This is a genomic window from Kitasatospora sp. NPDC057015 (genome assembly GCF_042673745.1).
Lineage (GTDB): Bacteria > Actinomycetota > Actinomycetes > Streptomycetales > Streptomycetaceae > Kitasatospora.
Window position 1 is genome coordinate 68,392 of the sequence record NZ_JBHUSG010000043.1, and the last position, 24,210, is coordinate 92,601.

General features: G+C 73.6%; 21 protein-coding genes. 8 read left to right on the forward strand and 13 right to left on the reverse strand.

Annotation, left to right across the window (positions count from 1 at the left end):
- Positions 1-111 precede the first annotated feature (111 nt).
- Complete coding sequence (locus ACFTWP_RS31335; RefSeq protein ID WP_380268330.1) at positions 112-1,278, forward strand: hypothetical protein; 1,167 nt, start codon at positions 112-114, stop codon at positions 1,276-1,278.
- 127 nt (positions 1,279-1,405) lie between these two features.
- Positions 1,406-1,702 carry a hypothetical protein gene (locus ACFTWP_RS31340; protein WP_380268331.1) on the forward strand — a complete coding sequence of 99 codons (297 nt, stop codon included), beginning with the start codon at positions 1,406-1,408 and terminating at the stop codon, positions 1,700-1,702.
- 97 nt (positions 1,703-1,799) lie between these two features.
- On the opposite strand, the gene ACFTWP_RS31345 is transcribed toward ACFTWP_RS31340, so the two are convergent.
- Positions 1,800-2,366, reverse strand: a complete 567-nt coding sequence (locus ACFTWP_RS31345; protein ID WP_380268332.1) for a PadR family transcriptional regulator — start codon at positions 2,364-2,366, stop codon at positions 1,800-1,802.
- Between the two features lie 228 nt (positions 2,367-2,594).
- Here ACFTWP_RS31345 and ACFTWP_RS31350 point away from each other — a divergent pair, with 228 nt between their 5' ends.
- Together ACFTWP_RS31350 and ACFTWP_RS31355 are read left to right on the forward strand one after the other, a co-directional pair.
- Complete coding sequence (locus ACFTWP_RS31350) at positions 2,595-2,987, forward strand: nuclear transport factor 2 family protein (protein WP_380268333.1); 393 nt, start codon at positions 2,595-2,597, stop codon at positions 2,985-2,987.
- 761 nt (positions 2,988-3,748) lie between these two features.
- Positions 3,749-5,629 carry an FHA domain-containing protein gene (locus ACFTWP_RS31355; protein ID WP_380268334.1) on the forward strand — a complete coding sequence of 627 codons (1,881 nt, stop codon included), beginning with the start codon at positions 3,749-3,751 and terminating at the stop codon, positions 5,627-5,629.
- A 70-nt stretch (positions 5,630-5,699) separates the two neighbouring features.
- Here the strand turns inward: ACFTWP_RS31355 and ACFTWP_RS31360 are convergent, their stop codons facing one another.
- A complete protein-coding gene (locus ACFTWP_RS31360; protein ID WP_380268335.1) occupies positions 5,700-6,521 on the reverse strand; it encodes an SAM-dependent methyltransferase in 822 nt (273 codons plus the stop codon).
- A gap of 128 nt (positions 6,522-6,649) precedes the next feature.
- Positions 6,650-7,234, reverse strand: coding sequence for a helix-turn-helix domain-containing protein (locus tag ACFTWP_RS31365; RefSeq protein ID WP_380268336.1), 585 nt, complete (start codon positions 7,232-7,234; stop codon positions 6,650-6,652).
- 78 nt (positions 7,235-7,312) lie between these two features.
- Here ACFTWP_RS31365 and ACFTWP_RS31370 point away from each other — a divergent pair, with 78 nt between their 5' ends.
- From ACFTWP_RS31370 to paaI, 3 genes are all read left to right on the forward strand, one after another.
- Complete coding sequence (locus ACFTWP_RS31370) at positions 7,313-8,260, forward strand: class I SAM-dependent methyltransferase (RefSeq protein ID WP_380268337.1); 948 nt, start codon at positions 7,313-7,315, stop codon at positions 8,258-8,260.
- 121 nt (positions 8,261-8,381) lie between these two features.
- Entirely contained in the window at positions 8,382-9,833 is a 1,452-nt protein-coding gene (locus ACFTWP_RS31375) for an MFS transporter (protein ID WP_380268338.1), read from the forward strand.
- Between the two features lie 197 nt (positions 9,834-10,030).
- The gene (paaI, locus tag ACFTWP_RS31380; protein WP_380268339.1) at positions 10,031-10,468 is read left to right on the forward strand and encodes a hydroxyphenylacetyl-CoA thioesterase PaaI; all 438 of its coding nucleotides are present in this window, start codon (positions 10,031-10,033) and stop codon (positions 10,466-10,468) included.
- Positions 10,469-10,696: 228 nt separating this feature from the next.
- On the opposite strand, the gene ACFTWP_RS31385 is transcribed toward paaI, so the two are convergent.
- The 10 genes from ACFTWP_RS31385 to ACFTWP_RS31430 all read right to left on the reverse strand — a co-directional run bounded on the left by ACFTWP_RS31385 (position 10,697) and on the right by ACFTWP_RS31430 (position 23,327).
- Positions 10,697-11,953: a phenylacetate--CoA ligase family protein gene (locus ACFTWP_RS31385; RefSeq protein ID WP_380268340.1), complete on the reverse strand. Its 1,257-nt coding sequence runs from the start codon at positions 11,951-11,953 to the stop codon at positions 10,697-10,699.
- A gap of 15 nt (positions 11,954-11,968) precedes the next feature.
- On the reverse strand, positions 11,969-12,838 hold the full coding sequence (locus ACFTWP_RS31390) for an SDR family NAD(P)-dependent oxidoreductase (RefSeq protein WP_380268341.1): 870 nt from the start codon (positions 12,836-12,838) through the stop codon (positions 11,969-11,971).
- The gene (locus ACFTWP_RS31395) at positions 12,835-14,154 is read right to left on the reverse strand and encodes an MFS transporter (RefSeq protein ID WP_380268342.1); all 1,320 of its coding nucleotides are present in this window, start codon (positions 14,152-14,154) and stop codon (positions 12,835-12,837) included. The genes ACFTWP_RS31390 and ACFTWP_RS31395 overlap by 4 nt, the downstream gene beginning before the upstream one ends.
- 11 nt (positions 14,155-14,165) lie before the next feature.
- On the reverse strand, positions 14,166-15,392 hold the full coding sequence (locus ACFTWP_RS31400) for an AMP-binding protein (RefSeq protein WP_380268343.1): 1,227 nt from the start codon (positions 15,390-15,392) through the stop codon (positions 14,166-14,168).
- Positions 15,389-16,468, reverse strand: coding sequence for a RimK family alpha-L-glutamate ligase (locus ACFTWP_RS31405; RefSeq protein ID WP_380268344.1), 1,080 nt, complete (start codon positions 16,466-16,468; stop codon positions 15,389-15,391). Before ACFTWP_RS31405 ends, ACFTWP_RS31400 begins: the two co-directional genes overlap by 4 nt.
- Positions 16,465-17,949: a KamA family radical SAM protein gene (locus tag ACFTWP_RS31410; protein WP_380268345.1), complete on the reverse strand. Its 1,485-nt coding sequence runs from the start codon at positions 17,947-17,949 to the stop codon at positions 16,465-16,467. Before ACFTWP_RS31410 ends, ACFTWP_RS31405 begins: the two co-directional genes overlap by 4 nt.
- Positions 17,950-17,955: 6 nt before the next feature.
- Positions 17,956-19,659, reverse strand: a complete 1,704-nt coding sequence (locus ACFTWP_RS31415; RefSeq protein ID WP_380268346.1) for a class I adenylate-forming enzyme family protein — start codon at positions 19,657-19,659, stop codon at positions 17,956-17,958.
- A gap of 169 nt (positions 19,660-19,828) precedes the next feature.
- Positions 19,829-21,136: a flavin monoamine oxidase family protein gene (locus tag ACFTWP_RS31420; protein ID WP_380268347.1), complete on the reverse strand. Its 1,308-nt coding sequence runs from the start codon at positions 21,134-21,136 to the stop codon at positions 19,829-19,831.
- Positions 21,137-21,282: 146 nt separating this feature from the next.
- The gene (locus ACFTWP_RS31425) at positions 21,283-21,576 is read right to left on the reverse strand and encodes an acyl carrier protein (protein ID WP_380268348.1); all 294 of its coding nucleotides are present in this window, start codon (positions 21,574-21,576) and stop codon (positions 21,283-21,285) included.
- A complete protein-coding gene (locus ACFTWP_RS31430; RefSeq protein ID WP_380268349.1) occupies positions 21,573-23,327 on the reverse strand; it encodes an AMP-binding protein in 1,755 nt (584 codons plus the stop codon). Before ACFTWP_RS31430 ends, ACFTWP_RS31425 begins: the two co-directional genes overlap by 4 nt.
- 432 nt (positions 23,328-23,759) lie before the next feature.
- Here ACFTWP_RS31430 and ACFTWP_RS31435 point away from each other — a divergent pair, with 432 nt between their 5' ends.
- Complete coding sequence (locus ACFTWP_RS31435; RefSeq protein WP_380268350.1) at positions 23,760-24,185, forward strand: hypothetical protein; 426 nt, start codon at positions 23,760-23,762, stop codon at positions 24,183-24,185.
- Positions 24,186-24,210 lie beyond the last annotated feature (25 nt).

The window sequence follows — 24,210 nt, forward strand, 5'->3', positions numbered from 1 at the left end:
CCGCACCCCGCACCCCACGGGCCCCGGCACCCGCACCCCGCGTACCCGCACCCCGCCCGGCCGCGACCGGGGCCGTACACTCGGCCGCCCGGGACAGCAGGAGGGGGAAGCGTGCGCGATCCGATGGTGTGGCAGGCCGGGGACGGGCCGCTGGCCGCCTGGCTGGAGTGGGTCGGCGAACGGCTGGCCGGCCCGCAGCCGGGTGGGTACACCGTCCGCGGCGACGTGCGGTGGCCCGACCAGCCCTACGGTGTGGGCATCGGCCACGGGCTGTCGCCCGCCGCGCTGGCGGAGCTGCTCCTCGCGGAGGGCGTCGACGGCCTGTACGTGCGGACCACCGGCGGGCGGCTGTTCGCCGAACCGCACCTGGAGATCGCCCCGCTGGCGGTGCCGGACCTGTCCCCCGGCGGTCCGGGCGCGCGCATCCTGCTCGCCGCTCCGGCCGGCGCCCCCGCCGGTACGGTGCCACTGGTGGCCCGGGTCCGGACTCCGGCCGAACTGGGCGACTGGCTGGGCCGGTTGTCGCCGCTGCTGCCGGGCCCGGTGTCCGCGTCCGACTGGCCGGGGAGCCTGCTGGCCGAGCCGCTCGGGGTGACCTTCCTGCGCCGGCGGGACGAGGTGCTGCTGGTGTTCCAGTCCCTGGCGGACGCCGAACGCGGCGCGGTGAACCCCACCTCCCGGCTGATCCTGAGCTCGGCCGTGCCGCAACTCGCTGGCCGGGTGGCCCTGCTGGGATCGCCCGCCGTGCTGGAGGAGCGGGCCGTCCCCACCGTGCGCGACCTCGGGCGCTGGCTCCGCGAGCTGGCCGCCGCCTGGGGCGGCCCGGCGCTTCCCGAGGTGGGCCGGTGGGCGGGCGCGGCGCCGCTGCCGGCCGCCACCCGCGCGAGTGTCCGGCGGGTCGAGGAGGACACGGCGGAGCTGATGCTCCGGCGCCGGGGCGGCCCGGAGGTCTGGGCGCGCGGCCCGGCGTCCAGGATCGCCGCCTGGGCGGCCCCGCTGCTGGATCCCGCGGTGCACGCCCAGGTGCCGTCCGCCTCCCGTCGCCGGCTCGACCGGTGGCTGGAGCGGGTCGGGCGGGCGGTCCTCGGCGGGCCCGCCCAGTGGACCGTCGAGGGGCTCGCGGATCCGCTGACCACCACCGACCTGGCCCGCTGGCTGGCCCTGCACTGCCCCGGCCGGGAGCTGGCGGTCGACCGGGTCGGGGAGGGCGCCGTGACCCTCAACCGCACTCGCACGTACGACGGTTGGGTCACGGTGAGCGGGCATCGCGGGCCCTGAGGGCGGGGCTGCGCGGACGGTCGACCGGCGGCCTTCGGGCCCCCGTCGAGCCAGGCCGATTGTCAGACCCCGGCACTAATATGGGTGTTGTCAGTGAGCACCCCACCGCCGCACCAGGAGGTCGCCGATGTCCGCTGCCGCAGTCAGCCACCCCACCCCTCAGCGCAAGAAGGCCCCGACCCGGGCGCGCCGCCGCCTCGGACCGCCCGCGACCCAACCGCTGCCGCCCGGGCTGCCCCGGGCCTGGTACGAGGACCACAACCGCCGCCTCAAGGCGATGCGGCTGGCGATCGTCCTGCTCGACTCCGGCAACTACCTTCCGCAACAGGCGACCAACCGCCGGATCCGCTCGGTGGCGAGCCGGATCGGCATCCACCGTCCGTCGGCGGTGACCTGCCGCGCGGTCAGGTCCCTGCTGGCCTGACCGCACGGCGCCCTCGTCGGCTCCGGCGCCCGTGGCCGCTCCGCGGACCGGGGCGCCGGCCGGCCCGCGGCGGCCCGGCTCACCGCCGGGCCGCCGCTCACCGTCGGGCCGCCTCCCGCTGGTCGAGGACCCGGACCGCCAACTCGCCCCAGCGGATGTTCTCCCGCTCGAACTCCATCCCGCGCAGCAGCGTGAGATAGGGGCCGATCCGCATCGCCTCGGCGAGGTACCGCTCCTCCTCCCGGCCGTCCAGCAGCCGGGTCCGGAGCCGCTCGTACCGGGCGAGTTTGGCGGTGGCCCACTCGATCCGCCCGGCGATCGCGGCCCGGACGGCCACCAGGTCGCCGGCGTCCGAGCACTGGACCTTGACCAGCAGCTCGTCGCGGATCGCGGTGGGTCTGGCCGCGGGTTCGGCGGTGTAGGCGCGGACGGTCGCCAGCCCGGCCTCCGTGAGCGAGAACAGCCGCTTGTTGGGCCGCCGCTCCTGCTCGACGACGCGGGCGGTGACGAGCCCCTCGCCCTCCATCCGCTCCAGCTCGCGGTAGAGCTGCTGGGGCGTGGCCGTCCAGAAGTTGGCGACCGAGGCGTCGAACCCCTTGGCGAGGTCGTACCCGGAGGCCTCGCCGTCCAGGAGAGCGGCCATCACCGCGTTGCGCAATGCCATCTCGCCAACCTAGCACCAGGTCGGACGGCTCCCGGGGCCCGCTCCGCGAGGTCCGGCCACGCGTGCGGCCGGTGGCTCCGGCGGCCGTCCGGGCACGGGTGCCGGCGGCCCGTCCGGTGGCCGTCCGCCCGGCAGGGTGCGCCCGCGGGGGCCCTGGACGCCGGGCCCGGCCCGGTACATACTCGCGAATGCACCTAGTCAATTTGTTGTCTATAGGAAGGCGGGCCCATGCACCCGTTCCGCAAGGCCGTCGAGGACCGCGACGAGGAGGCCGTCGCGGCCCTGCTGGCCGAGGAGGTCGTCTTCACCAGCCCCGTCGTCTTCAAGCCCTACCCGGGCAAGGCGATCACCGCGGCGATCCTCCGCGGCGCGATGCGGGTGTTCGAGGACTTCACCTACGTCCGTGAGATCGCCAACCCCGACGGCCGCGACCACGCGCTGGTCTTCACCGCGACCGTGGGCGGGCGGCAGATCCAGGGCTGTGACTTCCTCCACCTCGACCAGGACGGCCTGATCGACGAGTTCACCGTCATGGTCCGCCCGCTGTCCGCCGCCCAGGCGCTGGCCGAGGCGATGGGCGCCGAGTTCGAGCGGATCGCCCGGGAGGCGTCCGCGGGCTGAGAACGCGGCCGTCGCGCCGGTCCGTCGGCCCCGGGCCGGACCTGCCGCCCCGAGGGGGCGGGCGTCGGGCCGTCCGGACGGACGGGCGGTGGCTGCACGCGGCCCTGACGCGCCCGGAGTGGCCGGAGCGGCCGGCCGGGGCCGGGGCTGCGGCGCATGGGGCGCGGTGTGTGCGGTGGCGCGCGGGATGGCGCGCGAGAGGTGCGGGCAGACCGGACGTCGGTGCCCGCCGCGACCGCCCGGCCGGTCAGCACGACGCCCCGGGGCCGCGTGACGTGGCAGCCCGGCGCGGCCCTCGGGGCCGCGCCCGGCAGGCGGGGTCATGCCCCCGGTGTCCGGTTGCCCACGAGCCCACGGCCCACCGTCCACGAGCCCGCGCAGGACGGACCGCCCGCCGCATCGACCCTCCGTCACCGGCCGCATCCGGCATCCCTGCCGCCCCACCCGCAGCAGGACTGTCCGCCGACGTGCAACCGTCGTGCAACTGGTCTGCAACTTCCTGCGTCATGACCTTGCGCGCGGCAGCCCACAGCCACAACCCTTGGACGGGACGCCGCGCCGGCGTCCGACGCCCTCATGTCGATCCGCTTCCCCGCAAGCGCATTCACCAGCAGCCAGCAGCCTCGCGCCCGGCCCCCGCCGGACCGCGTGAGCCTACCGAAGACCGTCCACAGCAACGACGTTGGCGAGATGCGTTCGGTGGCCCGCCCACGGCCGCCGGTCGAGGCCGAGCACCCACATACTCAAGGAGCGGAGTGACAATGCCAGCTGCGATCATCGGGCGTGAGGGGCCCCTGGCCGGACGACGGTTCCCCGTCGGTCTCAGGCCGGTCACCTTCGGCCGTAGCGGCGACAGCGGAGTGGTGATCGCGAGCGGCAGCGCCTCGCGCCTGCACGCGGAGGTGGTCCGAGAGGAGGGCCGCTACGTCCTGTACGACCGGGGGAGCCGCAACGGGACCCTGGTGAACGGCACTCCGGTGACCTCGCACGTCCTCGCCCCCGGCGACCTGATCACGATCGGTGGCGAGGTCTTCGCCTTCGAGGTCGCCGATGCGATGGAGACCATCACGGAGGTCTTCCCGCTGGCCCCCGCCGCACCCGAACCCGTGCTGCGCGTCACCGTCTCGGGCGGGGGGCCGGTCGGCCTGGGCTTCGCCCTGCTGCTGGAGCAGCACCTGGGCCGGCGGGTCTCCGTCACCGTCTACGACGGCCGCTGGATCCAGGACGGCTCGCGGGTGGTCTGGAAGAACGAGGCGCAGGGCAACGTCCGGCGCCAACAGGTCGTGACCGTGCAGAGCCGGCAGTACCTGAACCTCCCCGAGGACGTGCAGGCGCGACTGTTCGGCGCCGACGCCTTCTCCGAGATGTGGCCCGCCGGTCCGGACTCCATCCGCGGCTTCGCCCCGCGCAACGTCCGGATCGCCCATGTCGAGGACGTCCTGCTGGAGATGGCGAACGAGAAGCCGGACCGGATCCGGCTCGTCCCCGGCAAGTTCGACCCGGCGGAGCTGCGCGAGGAGGTGATCAAGGACCACGTGCTGGCGATCTGCGAGGGCGGACGCTCCCGGACGCGGGAGTTCTTCAAGGGCAAGTTCGGCACCCCGGACACCTCGATCTACTCGCTGGAGGGGCACCACCTCCAGGACGTCGTGCTGGGCCTGCGGGTGAAGTCCGACCTGCCCGACCCGATGGCCGTCCTGCTGACCGTGGCGCAGAACCGCTTCCTCCTCAACTCGCTGCGCGGCGAGGGCTTCCTGAACATGCGCCTGACCGACGCCGAGGCCCGGGAGGTGATCGGGGTCGACCCGGTCCGGCAGGTGTTCGAGCAGTGCGTGGCCTCCCGGCCCTGCCTGATGGGCCGGGACGAGGAGGGCGACTTCCGCTGCTCGACCCACGGCACCCTCTTCCTGCCCGCCCTGGTGAAGGGCTCCGCGCTGTGGAAGCGGGTGCTGGAGGGGCTGACCCTCTTCGGCGTCACGCAGGACAACCTGAGCGCCGTCACCGGGTTCCGGCTGGACATGGTGCAGCGACCGCGGTTCACCGCCCACCTGCACTCCGCCACCTCCGGCACGCCGGGAACCTACGGGTTCCTGCTCGGCGACGCCGCCAACGCGATCCACTTCTGGCCCGGACGCGGCCTCAACAGCGGCCTGGCATCGGCCATCTCGCTGGCCCGCTCGCTCAACAACGCCTGGCGGGGCCGGTCCTTCCGGGACGCCGACTTCGTCCGCCACGAGGCGGCCATGTCGATGCTGCAGTACCGGCACAAGAGCCGGGCCTGGAACGCCATGGTGACCACCGACGAGCAGGGCGTCAGCCTCGCCATCAAGGACGTCATCGCCCGGAGCATCGAGGAGGAGGCGCCGGAGGGCGGGGACGGTTCGGCGGACCTCGACGCGCTGATGGCGCGGCTGCGGCAGATCAGGGACCGCCTGTCGCCCCGGGTCGCGGGCATGCCCGACGACGCGACGCTCCGCGAGCACCTGCTGAAGCTGAAGAGCGAGACCGTCCGCACGCTGCTGGCCAGCGAGGCCTGGGACACCCTGACGGTCGGCGGCGAGGAGGTCGACATCGACATCTTCTACCGTGAGGGGCCCTCGCTGCCCGCCGCGAAGGCCCTGGCGCCCGTCCGGCGGCCGTGAGCGCGCCGTCCCCGCCGGGTGGCGCGGGACGGCGCACGGCCGCCGCCGCGCCCGGCGGGGACGGGCCCGCTCAGCGCACCCGGGCGGTCGCGCCGTAGCCGAGCACCCGGGACGGGGTCTGGGCGTCCACGTCCAGGCCCGGGTCCGGTCGCCAGTCCGCCATCAGGGTCAGGCCCGGCTCGACGAGCTCCATGCCCTCGAACCAGGCGGCGATGGCCTCGCGGTCGCGGACGTAGAGCCGCTGGCCCACGCCGGCCAGGTAGGCGTCGCTCATCCGCGCCACCTGGGTCCGCGTCTCCGCGTCGGCCTGGTCGTCCGAGAGGTGCGAGACGGACAGGTAGCTGCCCGGGGCGCAGGCGTCCCGGTAGGCGGCCAGCAGGGCGGCCGGGTCGTCCTTGTCGTCGACGAACACCAGCAGGCCGCCCATGATGAGGCCGACCGGCCGGCTGAGGTCGATCAGCTCGCGCACCCGGGGGTGGGACCAGACCTGTTCGGGCTCGCGGCCGTCGGCCTCGATCATGGCGACCAGCGGCTCGTCGGCGAGGATGTCCTCGCCGTGCAGGACGGCCGACGGCTCGCAGTCGACGTAGACCACGCGTGCCCGCGGGTTGCGGGCGTGGGCGACCTCGTGCGTGTTGTTCATGGTCGGCAGGCCGGACGCCAGGTCGACGAACTGGTCGATGCCCTGCGCGAGCAGGAACCGTACGGAGCGCCGCAGCCAGTCCCGGTTGGCCCGGGCGAGGAGTTCGACGCTGGGCAGCACCGACCTGATCCGCTCGGCCTTCTGCCGGTCGACCTCGAAGTTGTAGAGCCCGCCCAGGTAGTAGTCGTAGATCCGCGCGATGTTGGCGACATCCACGTTGGCGGACGGACGCTCGGTGAACGTGGTCAAGAGGGATCCTTCGCCTCGGATGGCAGTGCGCCACAGCGGCCTGCTGCCTGCCGCAGATCATAGTGACGATCGTTCAAACTGTCCGTGACACAAGGATGTTGATGGGCGCACGGCGCTCGGTCGGAGCGTCAGGTCCTGGGCTTCGCGCGGACGTGGATGCGCTCCCCCTGCCTCCCGAAGAGGCTGAGCACCTCGACCGGCCGCCCGTCCGCGCTGGTGAACCAGTGCGGTGTCCGGGTGTCGAACTCGGCGGCCTCGCCCGGGCCGAGGACGATGTCGTGCTCGGCGAGGACGAGCCGCAGCCGCCCGCCCAGCACGTACAGCCACTCGTAGCCCTCGTGCGTGCGCAGGTCCGGCTCCGCGCCCCGGTCCTGGATGATCAGCTTGTAGGCCTGGAGCGGGCCGGGTCCGCGGGTCAGCGGCACGACGGTGCCGCCGTTCGGCAGGGTGCGGGGGGTCAGCCGCACCCGCGGATCCCCGACCTCGGGGGCGCCCACCAGGTCGTCCAGCGGCACGCCGTACGCGCCGGCGAGCGGCAGCAGCAGTTCCAGGCTGGGGCGCCGCTGGCCGGACTCCAGCCGGGACAGCGTGCTCTTGGAGATGCCGGTCGCCTCGGCGAGTGCCGCCAGCGTGACGCCCTGCTTGGCCCGCAGACGCCTGAGTCGGGGTGCGACCTCGTCGAGAACCGCCTGGTAGGGCGAGGGGGTGTCCATGGGGGCATTCCACCGTGCCGTCCCGGAAATGGCAACAGAAGTTGCCGCCCCGTCCGGCGCGGGTGCACGCTCGCGGACATGAGCACACACCACGGCCCCGGCACCGGTCACGGCCCCGCCCACGGCTCCAACTCCGTTCACCGTCACGGAAGTACCGACATCGACTGGGAGGTCCTGGCCGCCCACCTGGAGAACAACGCCGAGCTGCAGCTCCCCGTCCTGCGGGCGGCGGCGGCCCGCCTCGGCGAGCGGTTCGGCCCGGGCCGCGCAGTCCGGCGGATCCTCGACGTCGGCAGCGGCCCGGGGGTGATGACCTGCGTCCTGGCCGAGGCCTTCGAGCAGGCCGAGACGGTCGCCGTGGACGGCGCACCAGGGCTGCTGGAGCGCGCGCTGGCCCGGGCCGAACGGCTCGGCCTCGGCGCCCGGGTGGCCGTCCGGCCGGCGGAGCTCCCCGGGGGCCTGGCCGGCGGGGACGGCCCCGGCGGCGGCCTCGGTACGGCGGACCTGGTCTGGAGCAGCAAGGCCGTGCACCACCTCGGTGACCAGCAGGGCGCCCTGGACGCGCTCGCCGGTCTGCTCCGGCCCGGCGGACTGCTCGCCTTGGCGGAGGGCGGGTTGCCGATGCGCTTCCTCCCGCGCGCGATCGGTGTCGGCCGGCCCGGCCTGCAGGCCAGGCTCGACGCCGCCCAGGAGGAGTGGTTCGCCGTCATGCGGGCCGAACTGCCCGACAGCACCGACGTGGTGGAGGACTGGCCGGCGATGCTCCGGCGCGCCGGGCTCACCGGAGTCGGCGGCTTCACGGTGCTCCTCGACCTGCCGGCGCCGCTGTTCGGGCCGGCCCGCGCCTTCCTGCACGCCCACCTGACCCGGCTGCGGGACACCGTGGGCGAGCGACTGGACGCGGAGGACCTCGCCACCCTCGACGTGCTGCTGGACCCGGCGGCCCCGGCCGGCGTCCTGCGGCGGCCCGACGCCTTCCTGCTCTCCGCCACCACGGTCCACACGGGCTCGCGCCCGGCCGGCTGACCGACCGGGCAGGCGGGCGCGACGGCGGGGTGCCGTCCCCACGCCGGGTGCCCGACCCCGACCAGCGCGGCCCGCCGCCCGGCCGTCGGGCCGCGGGAGTCATCCAGAGAAGGAGTGCGTCGTGAAGTCGACCAGTGCCGAACCCCACGGGACGACGGCGGGCGGTGTGCGGGGGGCGCCCTCCGTCCGGTGGGTGCTCGCCGGCCTCTCGCTGTCCATGCTGCTGTCCTCGCTCGGTACCGGCATCGCCAACGTCGGCCTGCCGACCCTCGCGCAGGCGTTCGACGCCTCCTTCCAGGAGGTCCAGTGGGTGGTCCTCGCCTACCTCCTGGCCGTCACCACCCTGATCGTCAGCGTCGGCCGGCTGGGGGACCTCGTCGGGCGCCGGCGGCTGCTGCTGGCCGGGATCACCCTGTTCACGGCGGCCTCGGTGCTGTGCGGCCTCGCGCCCTCGCTGCCGCTGCTGATCGCCGCCCGGGTGGCCCAGGGGCTCGGGGCGGCCGTGATGATGGCCCTCACCATGGCGTTCGTCGGAGAGAGCGTCCCGAAGGCGCGGACCGGTAGCGCGATGGGCCTGCTCGGCACGATGTCGGCGATCGGCACCGCACTCGGCCCGTCGCTGGGCGGCGCGCTGATCGCCGGCCCCGGCTGGCGGGCGATCTTCCTGGTGAACGCGCCGCTGGGCGTCCTGACCCTGCTCCTCGCCCGCCGCCACCTGCCCGCCGACCGGCCGGGGGCGGCCCGCGGTCGGGCCGCGTTCGACCGCCCGGGCACCCTGCTGCTGGCGCTGACGCTGGGGGCCTACGCCCTCGCGATGACCCTCGGGCACGGCGCCTTCGGCCCGCTCAACCTGCTGCTCCTGGTGGCGGCCGCCGCCGGGGTGGCGCTGTTCGTCCGGGTGGAGGCGGCATCGGCCTCGCCGTTGATCCGGCCGGCGATGTTCCGGGACCGGGTGCTGAGCGCGAGCCTCGGCATGAGCGCCCTGGTCTCCACCGTGATGATGGCGACGCTGGTGGTGGGGCCGTTCTACCTCGCCCGCACGCTCGGCCTCGGCGAGGCACGGGTGGGCCTGGTCCTGTCGGTCGGACCGCTCGTCGCCGCGGTCGCCGGCGTGCCGGCCGGTCGCGTCGCGGACCGGTTCGGGGCCCGGCGGATGACCGCGCTGGGGCTGACCGCCATCGCCTGCGGCGCCCTGCTCCTCTCCGTCACCCCGGCGACCCTCGGGATCCCCGGGTACCTCGCGCCGATCGTCGTGGTCACGGCCGGCTACGCGGTGTTCCAGACGGCCAACAACACCGCCGTGATGGCCGACGTCCGCCCGGAGCAGCGCGGTGTCGTCTCCGGCATGCTCAACCTGTCGCGCAACCTCGGGCTCGTCACCGGTGCGTCGGTGATGGGGGCCGTGTTCGCCCTCGCCTCGGCGACGACGGACGTCACGACGGCGCACCCCGACGCCGTCGCCACCGGGATGCGCGTCACGTTCGCCGTCGCGGCGGTGCTGGTCGTCGTCGCCCTCGCCCTCGCCCTGGCGGTCGGTCGTCGGGCACCGGCGCGGCGGGCGCCGGCGGCCTGACCGCACGGCGCCGGCCGGCGGACCGGTCATGGCGCGAATCCGACCGGTTCGAATCCGCCCCGATGTGCGCCGGAATGCCCGACCCGCGTCGGCCGCGGGAATACGGCGGCCATTGACAGGCGGTGGCGTGGCTCGATGTAATTCGGAGGAACAGAACGCCGACCGATTCGGGCCGCTCCCGGGGAAAGCAGGACGTCATGGGCGCCGATATCGGGCCAGCCGTCGCGGGACATTCCCGGATAGTCGCGCTGTACGAGCGCGACCGGACCTGTCAGGCCCTGGGAATCGCGCTCGACGAGGTGTCCGCCGGGCGGGCGCTCATGCGGATGCGGATCTCCGCGGACATGGTGAACGGTCATGGAACGGCGCACGGCGGGTACTTGTTCCTGCTCGCCGATGCGGCCTTCTCCTACGCCTGCAACGCGTACGGCCCCGTCACGGTCGCGCAGGCCGCGCAGGTGACCTTCCTGGCCCCGGCGGGGGTCGGCGACGAGCTGGTCGCCGAGGCGGCCGAGCGGGTGCGGTCGGGGCGCAGCGGAATTTACGACGTGACCGTCCGGCAGTCCACCGGGAAGGTCCTGGCGGAATTCCGCGGCCAGAGCTTCGTGCTCACCGGAAAGCCGCTCGGCGACTGAACCCGGGCCGGTGCTCCGTCCGTTCCGGGGGCGAATTCCTCGAATGCGTCCGAAATGTTCGTGCCGCTGTGAACGGCCCGGCGGCAGCGGTGTGAATGGGCGGTGACCGGCAGGCCTCCGCCGGTGTCCGCGGGCCCGACGCGCGGCGACGGCATGGCAACGGTGCACGGCCGGGGCCGGGCCGGGCACGGGGGCGACGGACGACGACCCCCGTACCCGGCGTGCGGGTCAGGCCGGCGGACGCTCGTCCAGCACCTGCTGGAGCTTGCCGGTCCGCGGGTTCGTGACCAGTTCGGATCGCGGGACCCACTCGACGGCGAGGTGGTGGATGGCACCGGACGCCACCTCGGCCGGATAGAGCGGACGGGCGGCGTACACGGCCTCGATCAGCCGGCCGCCCAGGTCGGCGGGCGGATCCTCGGTGCATCCCAGTCGCAGGATCAGGCCGTCCCGGCCGTCCCACCGGCGCTGGACCATCTGCATGCCGGCGATGACGTGGTCCGGATCGGCCGCGACCAGTACCGCGCGGATCTCCTCGGTCGGCATCGCCACCGTACCGACCCGGGCCCCCTCGACGGAGCGGCCGAGCAGCCGGAACCGCTGCCGGTCCGGGTCGACCCACTCGGCGCGGTCGCCCGTCGGGTAACGGAGGATCGGCATCAGGGTTCGGAAGAGGTTGGTGACCACCACCCGGCCGGGCACCCCCGCGGCCGTCACCGGCTCACCGGTCACCTCGTCGACCAGCTCCACCAGCGTGCGGTTCGGGAAGGCCTCGTGCACCCGGACGTCGTCGCCCGGCACCGGTGCGCCGACGAGCCCGGCGTCCACCGAGGCGTAGCCGACCGAGGACACGGCCGCCTTGGGAAAGGCCCGCGACAGGATCGGCCGCAGGTCGGCGAAGAGCAGGTCGCCGCCGAACAGCAGCAGTTCCACGGAGTCGGCGACCTGGCCGCGGCGGACGAGGTACTCGGCCACCGCGCTCAGCTTCATCGGCTCGCCGGCCAGGACGTGGACGCCGAAGCCGGCGATCAGGTCGGCTATGTAGTCGTCGGACGCGGCGCCGCCCACCGGCAGGCGCACGTTGTCCACCGGCGCGTGGTGCAGGGCGTTCTCGATGTAGAGGAACCCGCCGTACAGCTCGCCCGCGCAGAACAGGTTGGCCACCCGGTGCCCCGGCCGCAGGCCCGCCTGCACCATGCCCGCGCCGAACGCCGTCACCGAGTCGGCGTGCTCGGTGCGCGACCAGGGCGAGAACTTCGGGACGCCGGTGGTGCCACCGGTCTTGTAGACGCCGGCGTCGGTCAGCGGTCCGGTCAGCAGCCGGTTGTCCGGCCAGGTGTTCGCGGCCCAGAAGGCGACCTGGTCCAGGACGGGGAGCTGGGTGACGTGCGAGACGGTCCGCGGTACGTCGCGGTACGTCTCCGCGTAGAACGGCGAGTGGGTACGGGCGAAGTCGACCAGGTCTTGGAGCGGTTTCGCTGGCACTGATTCTCCTGCTTCCTAGGGGAGTTCGGGTTGTCCGATCCAGCTGCGGGCGAGGGCCTGGACGGTCGAGCCGTCCCGGTCGGCGAGTTTGTGGCCCAGGTAGTCGGCGGCCCAGGCGTTGGCCGGCACGCGGAAGGGCGGCCGGTCGGCGCGCAGGGTGTCCACCACCACCTCGGCCACCTCCGCGGACAACTGCCCGGCCGCCTCCCAGCCCTGGCCGCCGACCCAGGCGAGGTAGTCGGCGAAGGTGGTGGCGTACGGACCGGAGGCGGCCTGGATGGTCGAGCGGTTGATGTCCGGGAAGACCCCGAACGAGGTGTCGGGGACGAAGCCGGGAACCACCACGGACACCTGCACGCCGTGCGCCCCGGCGACCGGGGCCAGGCTCTCCATGAACCCCTCCACGGCGAACTTCGCCGCGCAGTAGGCCTCGTTGAACGGCTGGCCGACCACGCCGTGCACGCTGCCGATCGTCACCAGCCGTCCGCCGCCGGCCCGGAGCAGCGGCATCGCCGCCCGGCTGACCGCGACGACGCCGAAGAAGTTCACCTCCAGGTTGGCCCGCAGCGCCGCCATCGTCGACATCTCCATCGTGGGGTCGAAGTTGGAGATCCCGGCGTTGTTGACCAGCGCGTCCAGCCGGCCGTAGTCCTGCGCCACGCCGTCCACGCAGGCCGCGACGGAGTCGGCGTCGGTGACGTCGAGGCGGCGGACGTCCACCGCGACCCCGGCCCTGTCCGCCGCCTCGCGCAGCGCCCGGTCCCGGCCGGGGTCGCGCATGGTCGCCACCGTGGTGTAGCCCGCCCGGGCCGCGGCGACGGCGGTGGCCAGTCCGATGCCGGACGACGTCCCGGTGATCAGGACGATCCCGTGTTCCGCGGTCATGACGTGCTGTCCGCCAGCGCGGACTCCGTGCCGTCGGTCGACCCCGGGTCGCCGGCCGACTCCGCCCGTTGCTGCCGCGCCCGGTCCAGCAGCGGCTGGATCCGGGCCGCCGGCAGGAAGGAGCAGGCCGCCAGCAGGGTGCCGCCGGCCATCACCGCCCGCGCCGCGTCCAGGATGCCGAGCGGGCCGGTGAGCAGGGTGACGGCCAGGCCGCCGAGGAGGGCGGCCAGCGGGATCACGCCCCAGGTGACGGTCCGGAACGCGGCGTGCATCACGCCCTGGTTCTTCGCCGACATCCGGGACTGCCGGGTGGGTGCGCTGCACACGTTGATGCAGGACATGAAGAAGCCGTAGCAGCCCATGGTGACGGCGATCACCGGTGCGGGCGGCAGCGCGGGTGCGGCCAGCACGCCGAGCCCGACCAGGCAGTGCAGCAGCAGGGACCAGGCCAGGGTCCTTCCGGTGCCCAGGCGTTCACTGATCCTCGGGGCGACCACGGCGCCGGCCAGCGCGCCCACCGCGGCCACCGACATGGCGGCGCCGAAGGCGCCGACCGAGAGGCCGAGGCCCCGGTAGGCGAGGACGGGCAGCACGGTGACGAAGATCGGGCCGCCGCAGTTGAGGGTGACCGCCGCCATGACCACCCGCCGCAGCACCGGGTCGGCCCAGTTCAGCCGGAAGCCCACCGTCAGCCGCTCCCAGACGGACCCGGGCACGGTGGTCCGCTCGCCCCAGGGGCGCATGAACCGGAAGCAGACCGCCGAGACCAGGTAACTGGCCGCGTCCACCAGCAGGGCGGCCACGCCGAGCGCGCTGTAGAGGCCGGCCGCGATCGAAGGGCCGGCCACCTCGGAGACCGAGCCGCTGCCCTCCAGTCGCGAGTAGGCCCGGACGAGGTGCTCCTCCTCCACCACGGCGGGGACGGCCACCAGGTAGCCGACGTTGAAGAAGATCGTCGCGCCGCTGATCACGGCCACGCAGCCGAACAGCAGCGGGGTGGACAGCTGGTCCTGCCAGTACGCCAGCGGGATCACCGCCACCGCCACCAGTCGCACGAGGTCGCAGGTGAGCATCGTCCAGCGCTTGTCCCAGCGGTCGACCAGCACCCCGGCGACCGGCCCGAGCAGCGGGATGCCCAGGTACTGGGCCATCGCCACCACACCGACCTGGAGGGCGCTCGCGTGCAGCACGAAGATCATCAGGGTCGGGACCACGAAGACGGTGACCCGGTCGCCGACGGTGCTGACCGTCTGACCGGCCCAGAACAGGTTGAACCCGCCGCCGAGCGAGAGCGGCCGGCGCGGTTTCACGCTCACGCCCGGCGCCGTCACGGCTCCTCCCGGACGACGAGGTTCGAGGTCTTGCCGGTGCGGTCGTTGCTGATCAGCACGTCCGCGGCGCGCACCCGGAAGGACTCCGGGTCGTGCTGGAAGGCGGTGCTGAGCGTGAACGTCGCCGACAGCAGCTCCCGGCGCAGTCGATCGAGGTCCGGGGCCGCGCCCCGGCCGGTGAGCAGCAGGACGTCCACGCCGGTGGCGCGCCCCCGCTGCTCGGTGATCAGGACCTGCGCGCGGGCCACGCCCGGCTCCCGTTCGGCCCGCGCGATGACCTCGTCCACGTCGAGCCCGAGGCCGCGCACCTGCACCACGCTGTCCCGGCGGCCCAGCACCCGCATCGCCCGGCCCGGCCGGCCGCACGGGCAGGACACGATCCGGCCGGCGTCGCCCGTCCGGTACCGCAGCACCGGGTTCAGCATGTCGGGGTTCAGGGTGGTGAAGTCCAGCAGTTCGTCCGGGCCCGCGTGCACCAGCTGCTCGGGCAGCGGGTGGAAGGTGTCGGCCGGACAGTCCGGGGTGTTGGTGCCGACGACCCAGGTCTCGGTGCTGCCGAACATGCCCCAGCGGCGGGCGTCCGGCGCGACCGCGGCCATGTCCTCCGCCAGTTGGGGCTGCCAGGCCTCGCCGAGCCAGAGCACCTTGCGCAGCTCCGGCAGCTTCAGACCGGCGGCCCGCGCGCGGGCGAACCACATCCGAAGCACGCTGGGCGTGCCGCCGATCGCGGTCACCCGCCGGGCGCGGAGGAACGCCAGCCACTCGTCGTACTCGTCGGCGCCGACCGAGCCCAGGGCGATGACCTGGCAGCCGGCGAGGTCGGCCAGGGCGGCGGCGAGGAAGTGCGCGCCCCACATCCGGCCGGCGCCCCAGGCGTTGACGAAGACGTCGGTGCGGTCCAGCGGTCGCCAGTGGGCGTGCACGCCGGCCATGTAGAAGCCGGTGGGCGCGTAGCCGACCTTCGGCGCGCCGGTGCTGCCGCCGCTCTGGAACAGCCAGGTGGCGCCGCGTTCGGCCTTGGGCTCCAGGTGGGCCAGCGCGACGTTGAGGTCGTCCTTCGCCAGCGGTGGCAGCGCGGCGACGTCGTCCAGGGTGAGCACCGCCTCGTGTGCGGCGTACCGCGGGGCCAACTCGGGTACGGACTGCAGGAGTTCGAGCGAGCGCCCCGCGACGTGCAGCCGTGGTCCGGCCGCCTCCGGGGCCAGCGAGAAGTGCTCTGTCATCGTGTTTCCGTCTCTGTGGTGAACGGGACCGGCCGGCCGGCCGCGCCGTCGGCCAGCCACTTCGCGTGGGCGTCCCGGTAGGCGGTGAACCGGGCCCGGGTGATGTCCCGTTGGAGGGTCCGGTGCGGATCGTCGAAGTCCGGGGCGATCACCCCGTCCGGTTCGAGTTCGGAGAACCAGTACCGCTCCCCGTCGAAGAGGAAGTCGACGCAGAAGAACGGGATCGGGATCCGCTCGGCGAAGTAGGCGGTGGCCACCGCCAGTTCGGCCGGGATCGGCGGGAACTCCATGGCGCCGCCGCGGCTGGCGTTGGCCACCGGCGAGCCGGGCTCCGGCGTCCGCTTCATCACGGCGTACGGCTCGCCGCCGACGACGTACACCCGGTAGTCGACGGTGCCGTCGCCGAGGTAGGGCTGGACGACCAGGGTGGTGTCCCCGCCCTGGGCCAGGCTGGCCAGGCCGCGGATGTCCTCGGCGCTGCGGGCGAGGTTGATCCCGCCGCCGCCGCACCAGCCGGCCGGTTTGACGATCGCCGGGTAGGTGAGGTTCCCCAGTGCCACCTCGTAGAGGTTCTTGCCGATGTCCCGGCCGGTGCCGATCCGGATCGACGGGATCGGCGGCACCGGTGAGTCGCCGAGGTACAGGAGGGTGGCCATCTTGTCGTTGCCGATCAGCGACACCTGGGGCGGGAAGGGCAGGTAGAAGCCCGCCTGTTCGAGCACCGCGTACAGCGCGTACTGGTTGAAGATGTCCATCGACTGGTAGGGGAGCGAGTAGAGCGCGGTGACGAAGAGGGTGTCCTGCGGGGTCACCGGTTCGCCGTCCACGTAGACCCGGGGCCGGCCGCGTACGGTGCCGTCCACCGTCACCGCGTCGGGCGCGTGCCGGGTCCAGCTCATCCCCAGGTCGCGGGCGGCCTCGGCGTAGAGGTCCCAGAAGAAGTCCTGCCACATGGCGGTCGCCCGGCTCGACTCCCGGTCGGGGAAGATCCAGCACATCCGGCGCAGCGGGCCGGCCGCGGCGGCCGGATCGGTGGTCGGACCGGTGGCGGCGGGCGTGGTCGTGGGTTCGGTCATGTCGTCCTCACGGATTCGGGAGCACGGTCGCCGACCGGCCCTGTCAGTTCTGCCGGCCCGGCCGGCTCCACCCGTCCGGCCGGCTCCGGCCGTCCCGTCGGCTCCGGCCGCGCGGCCTGTCCGGACCACCAGTGGCGGCCGGGCTCCGGGAGGGTGTCCACCGGGTCGTAGTACGGGTGGCGCCGGTCGAGCGGGCTGTCGGGGCCGGCGGCGCGGACCTCCGGGGCGGTCCGGTAGTTCTTCGTCCAGTAGGAGATGCCGCGTTCACGGTCGTAGGCCACCGCCTGGTGCACCCAGCGCTTGCCGACGTTCGGCACGTCGCAGACGATCCGCGGGGTGGCGTGGCCCGGCAGGTAGCCCATGATCGCCTCCTGGAGGCGCTGGGCCTCGTGGACGGAGGTCCGCCAGTGCTCGGCGTTGGGGATCATGTCGCAGAGGTAGAAGTAGTAGGGCAGGATGTTCGCCTCGTCCTGGAGGGCGAAGCAGAGGTCCAGCAGGTCGTCGGGGGTGGCGTTGACGCCGCGCATCAGCACGCCCTGGTTGCGCACGTCCCGCACCCCCGCGTCCAGCAGGGCCCGGGCCGCCTCCGCGACCAGCGGCGTCACCGACCGGGCGTGGTTGGCGTGGGTGTGCACGGCGAGGTTGACCGAGCGCCGGGCCGCCAGCGCGGCCACCCGGCCCAGCCCCTGGAGCACCTTCGGCTGCAGCCAGTGCTGCGGAAGGCCCACCACCGCCTTGCTGGCCAGCCGGATGTCCCGTACCGAGCCCAGCTCCAGCAACCGCATGAGGAACGACTCCAGTTGCGGCCAGGGCACGTTGGCGAGGTCGCCGCCGGAGACCACCACGTCGCGTACGGTCGGCGTGCGCTTGAGGTAGTCGAGCATCTGCTCCTGCCGGTCGGCCGGGCGCAGCACCAGTCTGGACTTGACGACCTGCGGCGTGGAGTTGCCGACCAGGTCCATCCGGGTGCAGTGCCCGCAGTACTGCGGGCAGGTGGAGACGAGCTCGGCGAGCACCTTGGTGGGGTAGCGGTGGGTGAGGCCCTCCACCACCCACATCTCCGCCTCGTGCAGCGAGTCCCGCTCCGCCCTCGGGTGGCTCGGCCACCGCGGGTGCCGGTCCGCGCGGACCGGCAGCATGTAGCGGCGGACGGGGTCGGCCAGGAACGCCTCGGTGAACGAGCGCGGGTCGGTCGGGGCGTGCGGCGCCATGGTGTTGAGCATCTGTGGCGGGAGCAGCATCGACATGGTGGCGAACCCGGCCTGGTCGGCGGCGAGTTCCTCGTAGAACCGGTCGGTCAGCAGGTCGCCCGCGACGGCCCGCAGCTGGTGCGGGTTCTTGACGCAGTGGGCCCGCTGCCACTGGGCGTCCCGCCACTGGGCCGGTGTGACGTCGCTCCAGCCCGGCAGCCGGCGCCAGTCCGGCTCGGTCAGCGGGGTCCGTACGTACTGGTACGGCTGCCGGGTCGTGGTCTGGTCCATCGGGTGCTACTGGCCGGTGAAGAGGGTGGCGAAGCGGGTCCGCAGCTCGCGCTTGAGCACCTTGCCGGTGGGCCCGAGCGGGAACTCCTCGGCCGTGCGCGCGATGCGCACCGCCGCCAGCGCTGTCAGACCCGCCGCGGCCAGCGCCTTGTTGGCGGCCTCCTGGACCTCCTCGGCGGTGCTCTGCGCGGCGCCGGCCTGCAACCGCACCACGGCGAGCGGTCGTTGGCCCCCGGTCGGAGCCGGCACGCCGACCACCGAGCAGTCCTGCACCAGTTCGGCGCAGTCGGCCAGCAGCACCTCCTCGATCGGCAGGCTGTAGGCCGGGCCGTCGGCGGTGTCGATCACGTCCATGGTGCGGTCGAGGTGGTAGAAGTTGCCGTCGGCGTCCCGCCGGGCCAGGTCGCCGGTGAGCCAGTAGCCGGCCAGTTCGAAGGTGGCCGTCAGCTTGGGGTTGTTCCAGTAGCCCGGGGTCCGGGACGGGGTGATCACACCCAGCATTCCGACCGTGCCGTCCGGGAGTTCGTCACCGTTCCCGTCCAGCACGGCGGCGCCGGTGACCACCTCCAGCGGCTTGCCGACACAGCGGTCGTTGCGGCTGCTCTCCGGTGACGTGACCTGGCCGAACAGCGCCATGCCCATCTCGGAGGACCCCAGGCCGTCGATGAACTGCGAGCCGGGCAGGGCGGGTTGCTCCGCCCGCTGCTGCGGCAGCAGCCAGGGTTCGATCAGGCCGGCCGGCCGCTCGCCGAGCTGCACCAGTCGGCGGATGTGCCCGTAGTGGGCGCTGTCCCCGGTGTTGAACCAGGAGTGCACCTTCGCCGCGCCCCGGGAGGGGAGTTCGCCGGTGGCCAGCTCGACGAAGGTCCGCGGGAAGGAGGCGACCATGGTCGGCTGGAAGGCCTCCATCACGGGCTCCACCACCACGCGCCGCCAGTCCGACATCACCACCGTGGGCAGACCGAGCAGGGTGGCGGTGAGGAAGTAGCTGAGCCCGCCCGCGTGGGTGTGCGGCATCAGCGACATCAGCCGGTCGTACGGTTCGGCGGGGAAGCGCACCATCCGCGGCTGCTTGCCGTCCCAGAACTGGCGGTGCGCCAGGATGGTGGACTTCGGTGTGCCGGTGGTGCCCGAGGAGTGGATCAGTGCGACCACGTCGTCCGCGGCGTGCCGGTACGGGTAGACCTCGGGGAGCGGGGCCGACTCGGCGTCGAAGGCCTGGACCTCGGCGGCCAGCGCGATGAAGCGCGGCCGGTGCCGCGGGTCCTCGCGGTAGGCGGCGGCGAGCCGGGTCGGGTCGTCCGCGACGATGCCGACGGCGCCCACGTGGGTGAGGTAGCGGACCATGACGTCGTGCCGCATGGCGTCGTTGACCAGGGCGGGGACGGCGCCCAGCGCGGTCAGTGCGAAGAAGTGCAGCAGCGGCTCCAGGCCCTCGCCGACCACCACGCCGACCGGCTCGCCGGGGCGCACGCCGTTCGCCCAGTACCACCGGGCGTAGCGGTCGCGCAGGTCGGCGAGGTCGAGCAGGCTGTGGCCGCGCAGCACGACGGCGCCGCGGTGGTCCGTGTGGTGGCTGTAGGCGTAGGGCACGGCGCGGTTGGGGTTCACCGCGATGGCGTGGTCCAGGAAGTTGCCGGCTCCGAGGGTGGGCTCGGTCATCAGCTGCTGTCTGGCGGAGAGGGGCGCGATGGAACTCTGGTCGCTCATGGCGGTCTCCCGGGGTGTGGTGCCCGACGTGGGTTCTTGTGGAACCGGTGGCGGGCGGCTTGGAGGCGGTGTGCAACCGGTCCGGGGGCGGACCGGTGGTTCAGGGGGTGGTTCGGGCGGTGCGGTCGGGGGGTGTTCGCCGGTGCCCGGTGGGATCTGTCGGTCAGGCCTAGCGCCGGTCGAGGATCTCCGCGACCACGCGGTGGCCGGAGCGGACGGCGCCCTCCATGAGCCCGAAGAACTCGGTGCTCGTCTCGGTTCCGGCCCAGTGCACCCGCCGGTGCGGTGCGGTCAGGGTCGGACCGTGCCGGAGCCAGTCGCCCGGCCCGAGGAGGGCGGCGTAACACCCCTTGCTGTACTGCTCGTTGACCCAGTCGGTGACATGGAACCCGATCGGCTCGGGCAGCATCGGGAACAGCCGGGCGGCCTGCTCGACCGCGGTGGAGCGCTGCCGCGCCGGGTCCAGCGCCGCGTACCGGTGCGCCTCGGCGCCCGTGACGAATCCGGTCAGCACGCCCGTCCCGCCCTCGGTCGGCGAGTCGTCGACGGTGGAGAGCAGCGGCCCCTCGGCGTTGACCGACCAGCCGGAGAGGCCGTGGTCCCGCCAGACCGGGGCGGGGTAGACCAGGTTGACCTTGACCGCGCAGCCGCGGGCGGTGCGCCCGCCGGCCCGGGGTACCGGTGGTGCGGGCCGGTACTCGACGGCCTCGGCCGGCAGCGGCGGCAGCGCCACCACCGCGACGTCCGCCCGGTACTCGCCCAGTGCGGAGCGGACGGTGACCCCGTCGGCGTCCTGGTGGACGGCGAGGACGGGCTCGCCGAGCCGCACCCGTGCGCCGAGCCGGCCGGCCAGTCGCTCGCACGCCTGGTGGGCGCCGCCGGCGATCCGGTCCTGCTGGGCGCCGCCCTCGAAGGCGTTGAGGTAGCGGATGCCGCCGCCGGAGCGCAGGTAGAACGCCATGTGCAGGACGGACACCTCCGCCGGGTCGGCGGCCATCATCTCGCCGAGGAAGAGCGGGAAGAAGAGCCGGGCGTCCGGGTGGGTGAGGTTCTGCTCGGCCCAGTCGGCGGCGGTCAGGGTGTCCAGCCGCTCGGCGTCCGGGGTGAGCCAGGGTGCGTCCGGCCTTACGGCGGTGGTGAGTTCGTCCAGCAGCTCGAACATGTCGCCGAGCGCCACGGCGTTGAGCGGCGGGAACCGCCCGTCCCTGGTGGTGTTCCCGGCGCCGAGCGCGAACCGGCTGGCGCCGAGCATCGTGGTCGGGCTGGTCTTGAGTTCCAACTCCGACAACAGGGACAGCAGTTCGGTGTGCCGCTCGCCCAGGTAGGCGGCGCCGGCGTCGACCCAGCCCGTCTCCGAGACCCGGAGGCCGTGGGTGCGACCGCCGACCCGGTCCCGTGCCTCCAGGACGGTGACCTCGATCCCGTGGGCCGCCAGGCCGGTCGCGGCGGTCAGGCCGGCGAGTCCGGCGCCGACCACGACCGCGCTGGTGACGCCGGTGCCGACGGCTTCGGTGACTCCGGCAGTGTCGGCAGTGTCGGCGGTTCTGGCTCTGGCTCTGGTCCGGGTTCTGGTTCTGGCTCTGGCGACATCTGCGGAGTCGGAGTCGGAGCCGTGCGGGTCGCTCACCGGGCGGCCGCGATCGTCCCGGCGAGACCCTGCGGGGTCGGCGCCGACAGGAAGTCCTCGAAGGAGAGTTCCACCCCGTGGCCGCGGGCGATCGCGCTCAGCACCCGGGTGGCGATCAGCGAGTCGCCGCCGAGCAGGAAGAAGTCGGAGTCCGGCGCGACGTCGGGGCTCTCCAGTACGCGCCGGAAGATCGCCACCAGGGCCTCCACATCGGCGGCGGGTCCGGCATCGGAACCGGGCCCGGCGGGCGCGCCGCCGGTGGCGGCGGAGGCGGTGGTGTCAACGCTCATGGAAGGTCTCCTTTGACCTGCTGAGGGGCCGCGTGCCGCTGGTGCGAGGCTGCCCGGTCGACTTTGCCGCTCGCGGTGAGCGCGAGCTGCGGGACAACGGTGATCCGGCTGGGTACGAGATGGGCGGGCACCAGGTCGCGGAGGTAGGCCAGCACCGCCGCGTCCAGGCCCTCGGCGGCCGCCGGCGTCCTGGGGACGACGTACGCGACCAGGGCTGACCGGCCGGCGGCCGTCACCCCGACCACGGCCGCGGCCTGCACCCGGGGGTGGCCCGCTATCCGGGCCTCGACCTCGGCCGGGTCGACGCGGATGCCGCGGACCTTGATCTCGTCGTCCAGCCTGCCCTGATGGGTGAGGACGCCCTCGGGTGAGCTGAGCACCCGGTCGCCGGTCCGGAACAGGCGCTCGCCGCCGACCGTCGTGAACCTGGCCTCGGTGGCCTCCGCCAGCCCGAGGTAGCCGAGCGCGAGCGCCGGCCCGCCGATCAGCAACTCCCCCTGTTCGTCGATGTGTTCGACGACGTGCGGCAGTGCCCGGCCGATCGGCGCCCGGGTGGTGCCGTCCCACACCCGGCCGGGGGAGGGGGCCCGGGGGCCGTGCAGGTCGACGGCGTGGGTGACGAGGGTGGTCTCGGTGCAGCCGTAGGTGTTGAGCAGGCGGATCCGCCCGGTGTCCAGGCCGCTCCAGTCCGTCAGCCGGGCCGGGCTGGCCGCCTCGCCGCCGATCACCAGCAGCCGGAGGCAGGCGGGCAGGGCCGCCCCGTCCTCGGCGAGGTACAGGACCAGTTCGTGCCAGAAGGCGGTGGGCAGGTCGAGGACGGTGATCCGCTCCCGCTCCACCATGCGCAGGAACCGGGGGAACGATCCCGAGTGCGCCTCGGAGTCGAGTACGAGGGCGGCTCCCGAGGTGAGCGTCGGGAGGATCTCCTCGAAGCAGGTGTCCCAGTTGAGGGAGGCGAACTGCAGGACGCGGTCCTCGGGCGTGAGGCCGAAGAGGCCGCGTAACGACTGCACGCTGCTGGAGATGGCCCGGCGGGGGGTGAGGACGGGCTTCGGCCGCCCGGTGGACCCCGAGGTGAAGAGGACGTAGGCCGGAGCGTCCGGGTCGAAGGCCGGTCGGCCCGTGCCCGGGGCCGGTGACCGGCGGACTGTCGGGGCGGTGCGGCCGTCGATCGCCGGTGATTGCGCCGGGGCCGTCGGGGCGGTTACCGGGAGGGCTTCCGCAGGCGTTCCGGCGGTGGTTCCGGTGGCGGTTCCCGCGGTGGTTTCCGTGGTGCTCGCGGTGAGTTCCGCGAGCGGTCCTAATACGAACGAATCCATCCCCGGCGGGGACGGCGGACCGGCTTCGCCGACAACCATGGTGCGACAGCCGACCGCGGACGTCATCTCCTGTCGGCGCTGCGCCGGGAAGGCCGGATCGACGGGACAATACACACCGCCGGCCGCCAGGACGCCGAGCAGTCCGACGACCGTTTCCGGTGTGTGCGTCGCCTGCACGGCGACCACCCCCGGTCCGGCGCCCAGGCGTGCGGCCAGGGTGTTCGCCAGCTCCTGGAGCCGGCGATAACCGAGCACGTGCCCGTGATGGACAATCGCCGGGCGGGACGGATATCGCCGAGCAATTTCCGTGAACACGTCAAACAGGTCGGCAGTGACCTCTGTGGTGCCATGGCTCTTCGACATTCCCGCCCCAGGTAATGCGCTGCGAGCGCCCGTCCGTGCTCGGAGAACCGGGACTCTACCTTCGAACATGCGTCGTCACAATGGTTGTTGAGGCGATTGTCGCGAGGTCGCGTGGCTGAAATGTGAAGGGCGCGAACCCGCCCCGAGGGGTTTGATACGGCGGGACCGGTCGCGACCCGCACGGGAACCTGACGGCAGGTCATGCCCACCCGCCGCCCGGGCCCCGGGTGTGACGGAGGGGGCGGGTGAGGCGCGGCAGCGGGCCGTCGTGTCCGTCGCCGGCCGGTCGGCGGGATCCGCCCGACGGGGCCTGATCCACGCCTACCCGCCGGGGCGGGACGCCCCTGCGCGCCCACGCCAGGGCGCCCGCGTCGGGGCGGTGGCGCCCTGCGGCCCGCGGGCTCCGGAGTGCCGCCCGGCGATCTCGGTGGCAGCCTGGTACGAGAGGCCTCCCCGGAGTCGCCCCCCGGGCGACGAGGTTGTCCCCAAAGGAGCTCGATCATGGCCAGCAACGCGACTGGAACACCTGTCCAGACAACCCGGCGGCCGTTCGCCACCGGCTGGACCGTCTTCGCGGCAGTCATCATGATCTTCGGCGGCGCCATGGCGATTTTCGAAGGGATCGCCGCCATCGCCAAGGACGACCTGATCGTCGTCACCCGCAACTACGCGTACCAGATGAACACCGCGGGCTGGGGCTGGATCCACCTCATTCTCGGGATCCTCGTCGTGCTCGCGGGTATCGCCCTCTTCGGCGGGGCCGTCTGGGCGCGGGCGGTCGGCATCGTCCTGGCCGGGCTCAGCATGATCGCCAACTTCCTGTGGCTGCCGTACTACCCCTTCTGGGCCATCGTGATCATCGCCCTGGACATCTTCGTCATCTGGGCCCTCTGCGTCGGTTCCACCCGGGAGACGGCGGAGGTCTGAGTGCCGTTCCGCCTCGGCGGGCGGC

Bases quoted from the DNA above. Each gene is read 5' to 3' on its own strand.
- ACFTWP_RS31370 (WP_380268337.1), top strand. From the start codon at position 7,313: ATGAGCACACACCACGGCCCCGGCACCGGTCACGGCCCCGCCCACGGC.
- ACFTWP_RS31435 (WP_380268350.1), top strand. From the start codon at position 23,760: ATGGCCAGCAACGCGACTGGAACACCTGTCCAGACAACCCGGCGGCCG.
- ACFTWP_RS31405 (WP_380268344.1), bottom strand. From the start codon at position 16,468: ATGACCGAACCCACGACCACGCCCGCCGCCACCGGTCCGACCACCGAT.
- ACFTWP_RS31365 (WP_380268336.1), bottom strand. From the start codon at position 7,234: ATGGACACCCCCTCGCCCTACCAGGCGGTTCTCGACGAGGTCGCACCC.
- ACFTWP_RS31390 (WP_380268341.1), bottom strand. From the start codon at position 12,838: ATGACCGCGGAACACGGGATCGTCCTGATCACCGGGACGTCGTCCGGC.
- ACFTWP_RS31350 (WP_380268333.1), top strand. From the start codon at position 2,595: ATGCACCCGTTCCGCAAGGCCGTCGAGGACCGCGACGAGGAGGCCGTC.
- ACFTWP_RS31345 (WP_380268332.1), bottom strand. From the start codon at position 2,366: ATGGCATTGCGCAACGCGGTGATGGCCGCTCTCCTGGACGGCGAGGCC.
- ACFTWP_RS31400 (WP_380268343.1), bottom strand. From the start codon at position 15,392: ATGACAGAGCACTTCTCGCTGGCCCCGGAGGCGGCCGGACCACGGCTG.
- ACFTWP_RS31340 (WP_380268331.1), top strand. From the start codon at position 1,406: ATGTCCGCTGCCGCAGTCAGCCACCCCACCCCTCAGCGCAAGAAGGCC.
- ACFTWP_RS31410 (WP_380268345.1), bottom strand. From the start codon at position 17,949: ATGGACCAGACCACGACCCGGCAGCCGTACCAGTACGTACGGACCCCG.
- paaI (WP_380268339.1), top strand. From the start codon at position 10,031: ATGGGCGCCGATATCGGGCCAGCCGTCGCGGGACATTCCCGGATAGTC.
- ACFTWP_RS31355 (WP_380268334.1), top strand. From the start codon at position 3,749: ATGCCAGCTGCGATCATCGGGCGTGAGGGGCCCCTGGCCGGACGACGG.
- ACFTWP_RS31425 (WP_380268348.1), bottom strand. From the start codon at position 21,576: ATGAGCGTTGACACCACCGCCTCCGCCGCCACCGGCGGCGCGCCCGCC.
- ACFTWP_RS31415 (WP_380268346.1), bottom strand. From the start codon at position 19,659: ATGAGCGACCAGAGTTCCATCGCGCCCCTCTCCGCCAGACAGCAGCTG.
- ACFTWP_RS31430 (WP_380268349.1), bottom strand. From the start codon at position 23,327: ATGTTCGAAGGTAGAGTCCCGGTTCTCCGAGCACGGACGGGCGCTCGC.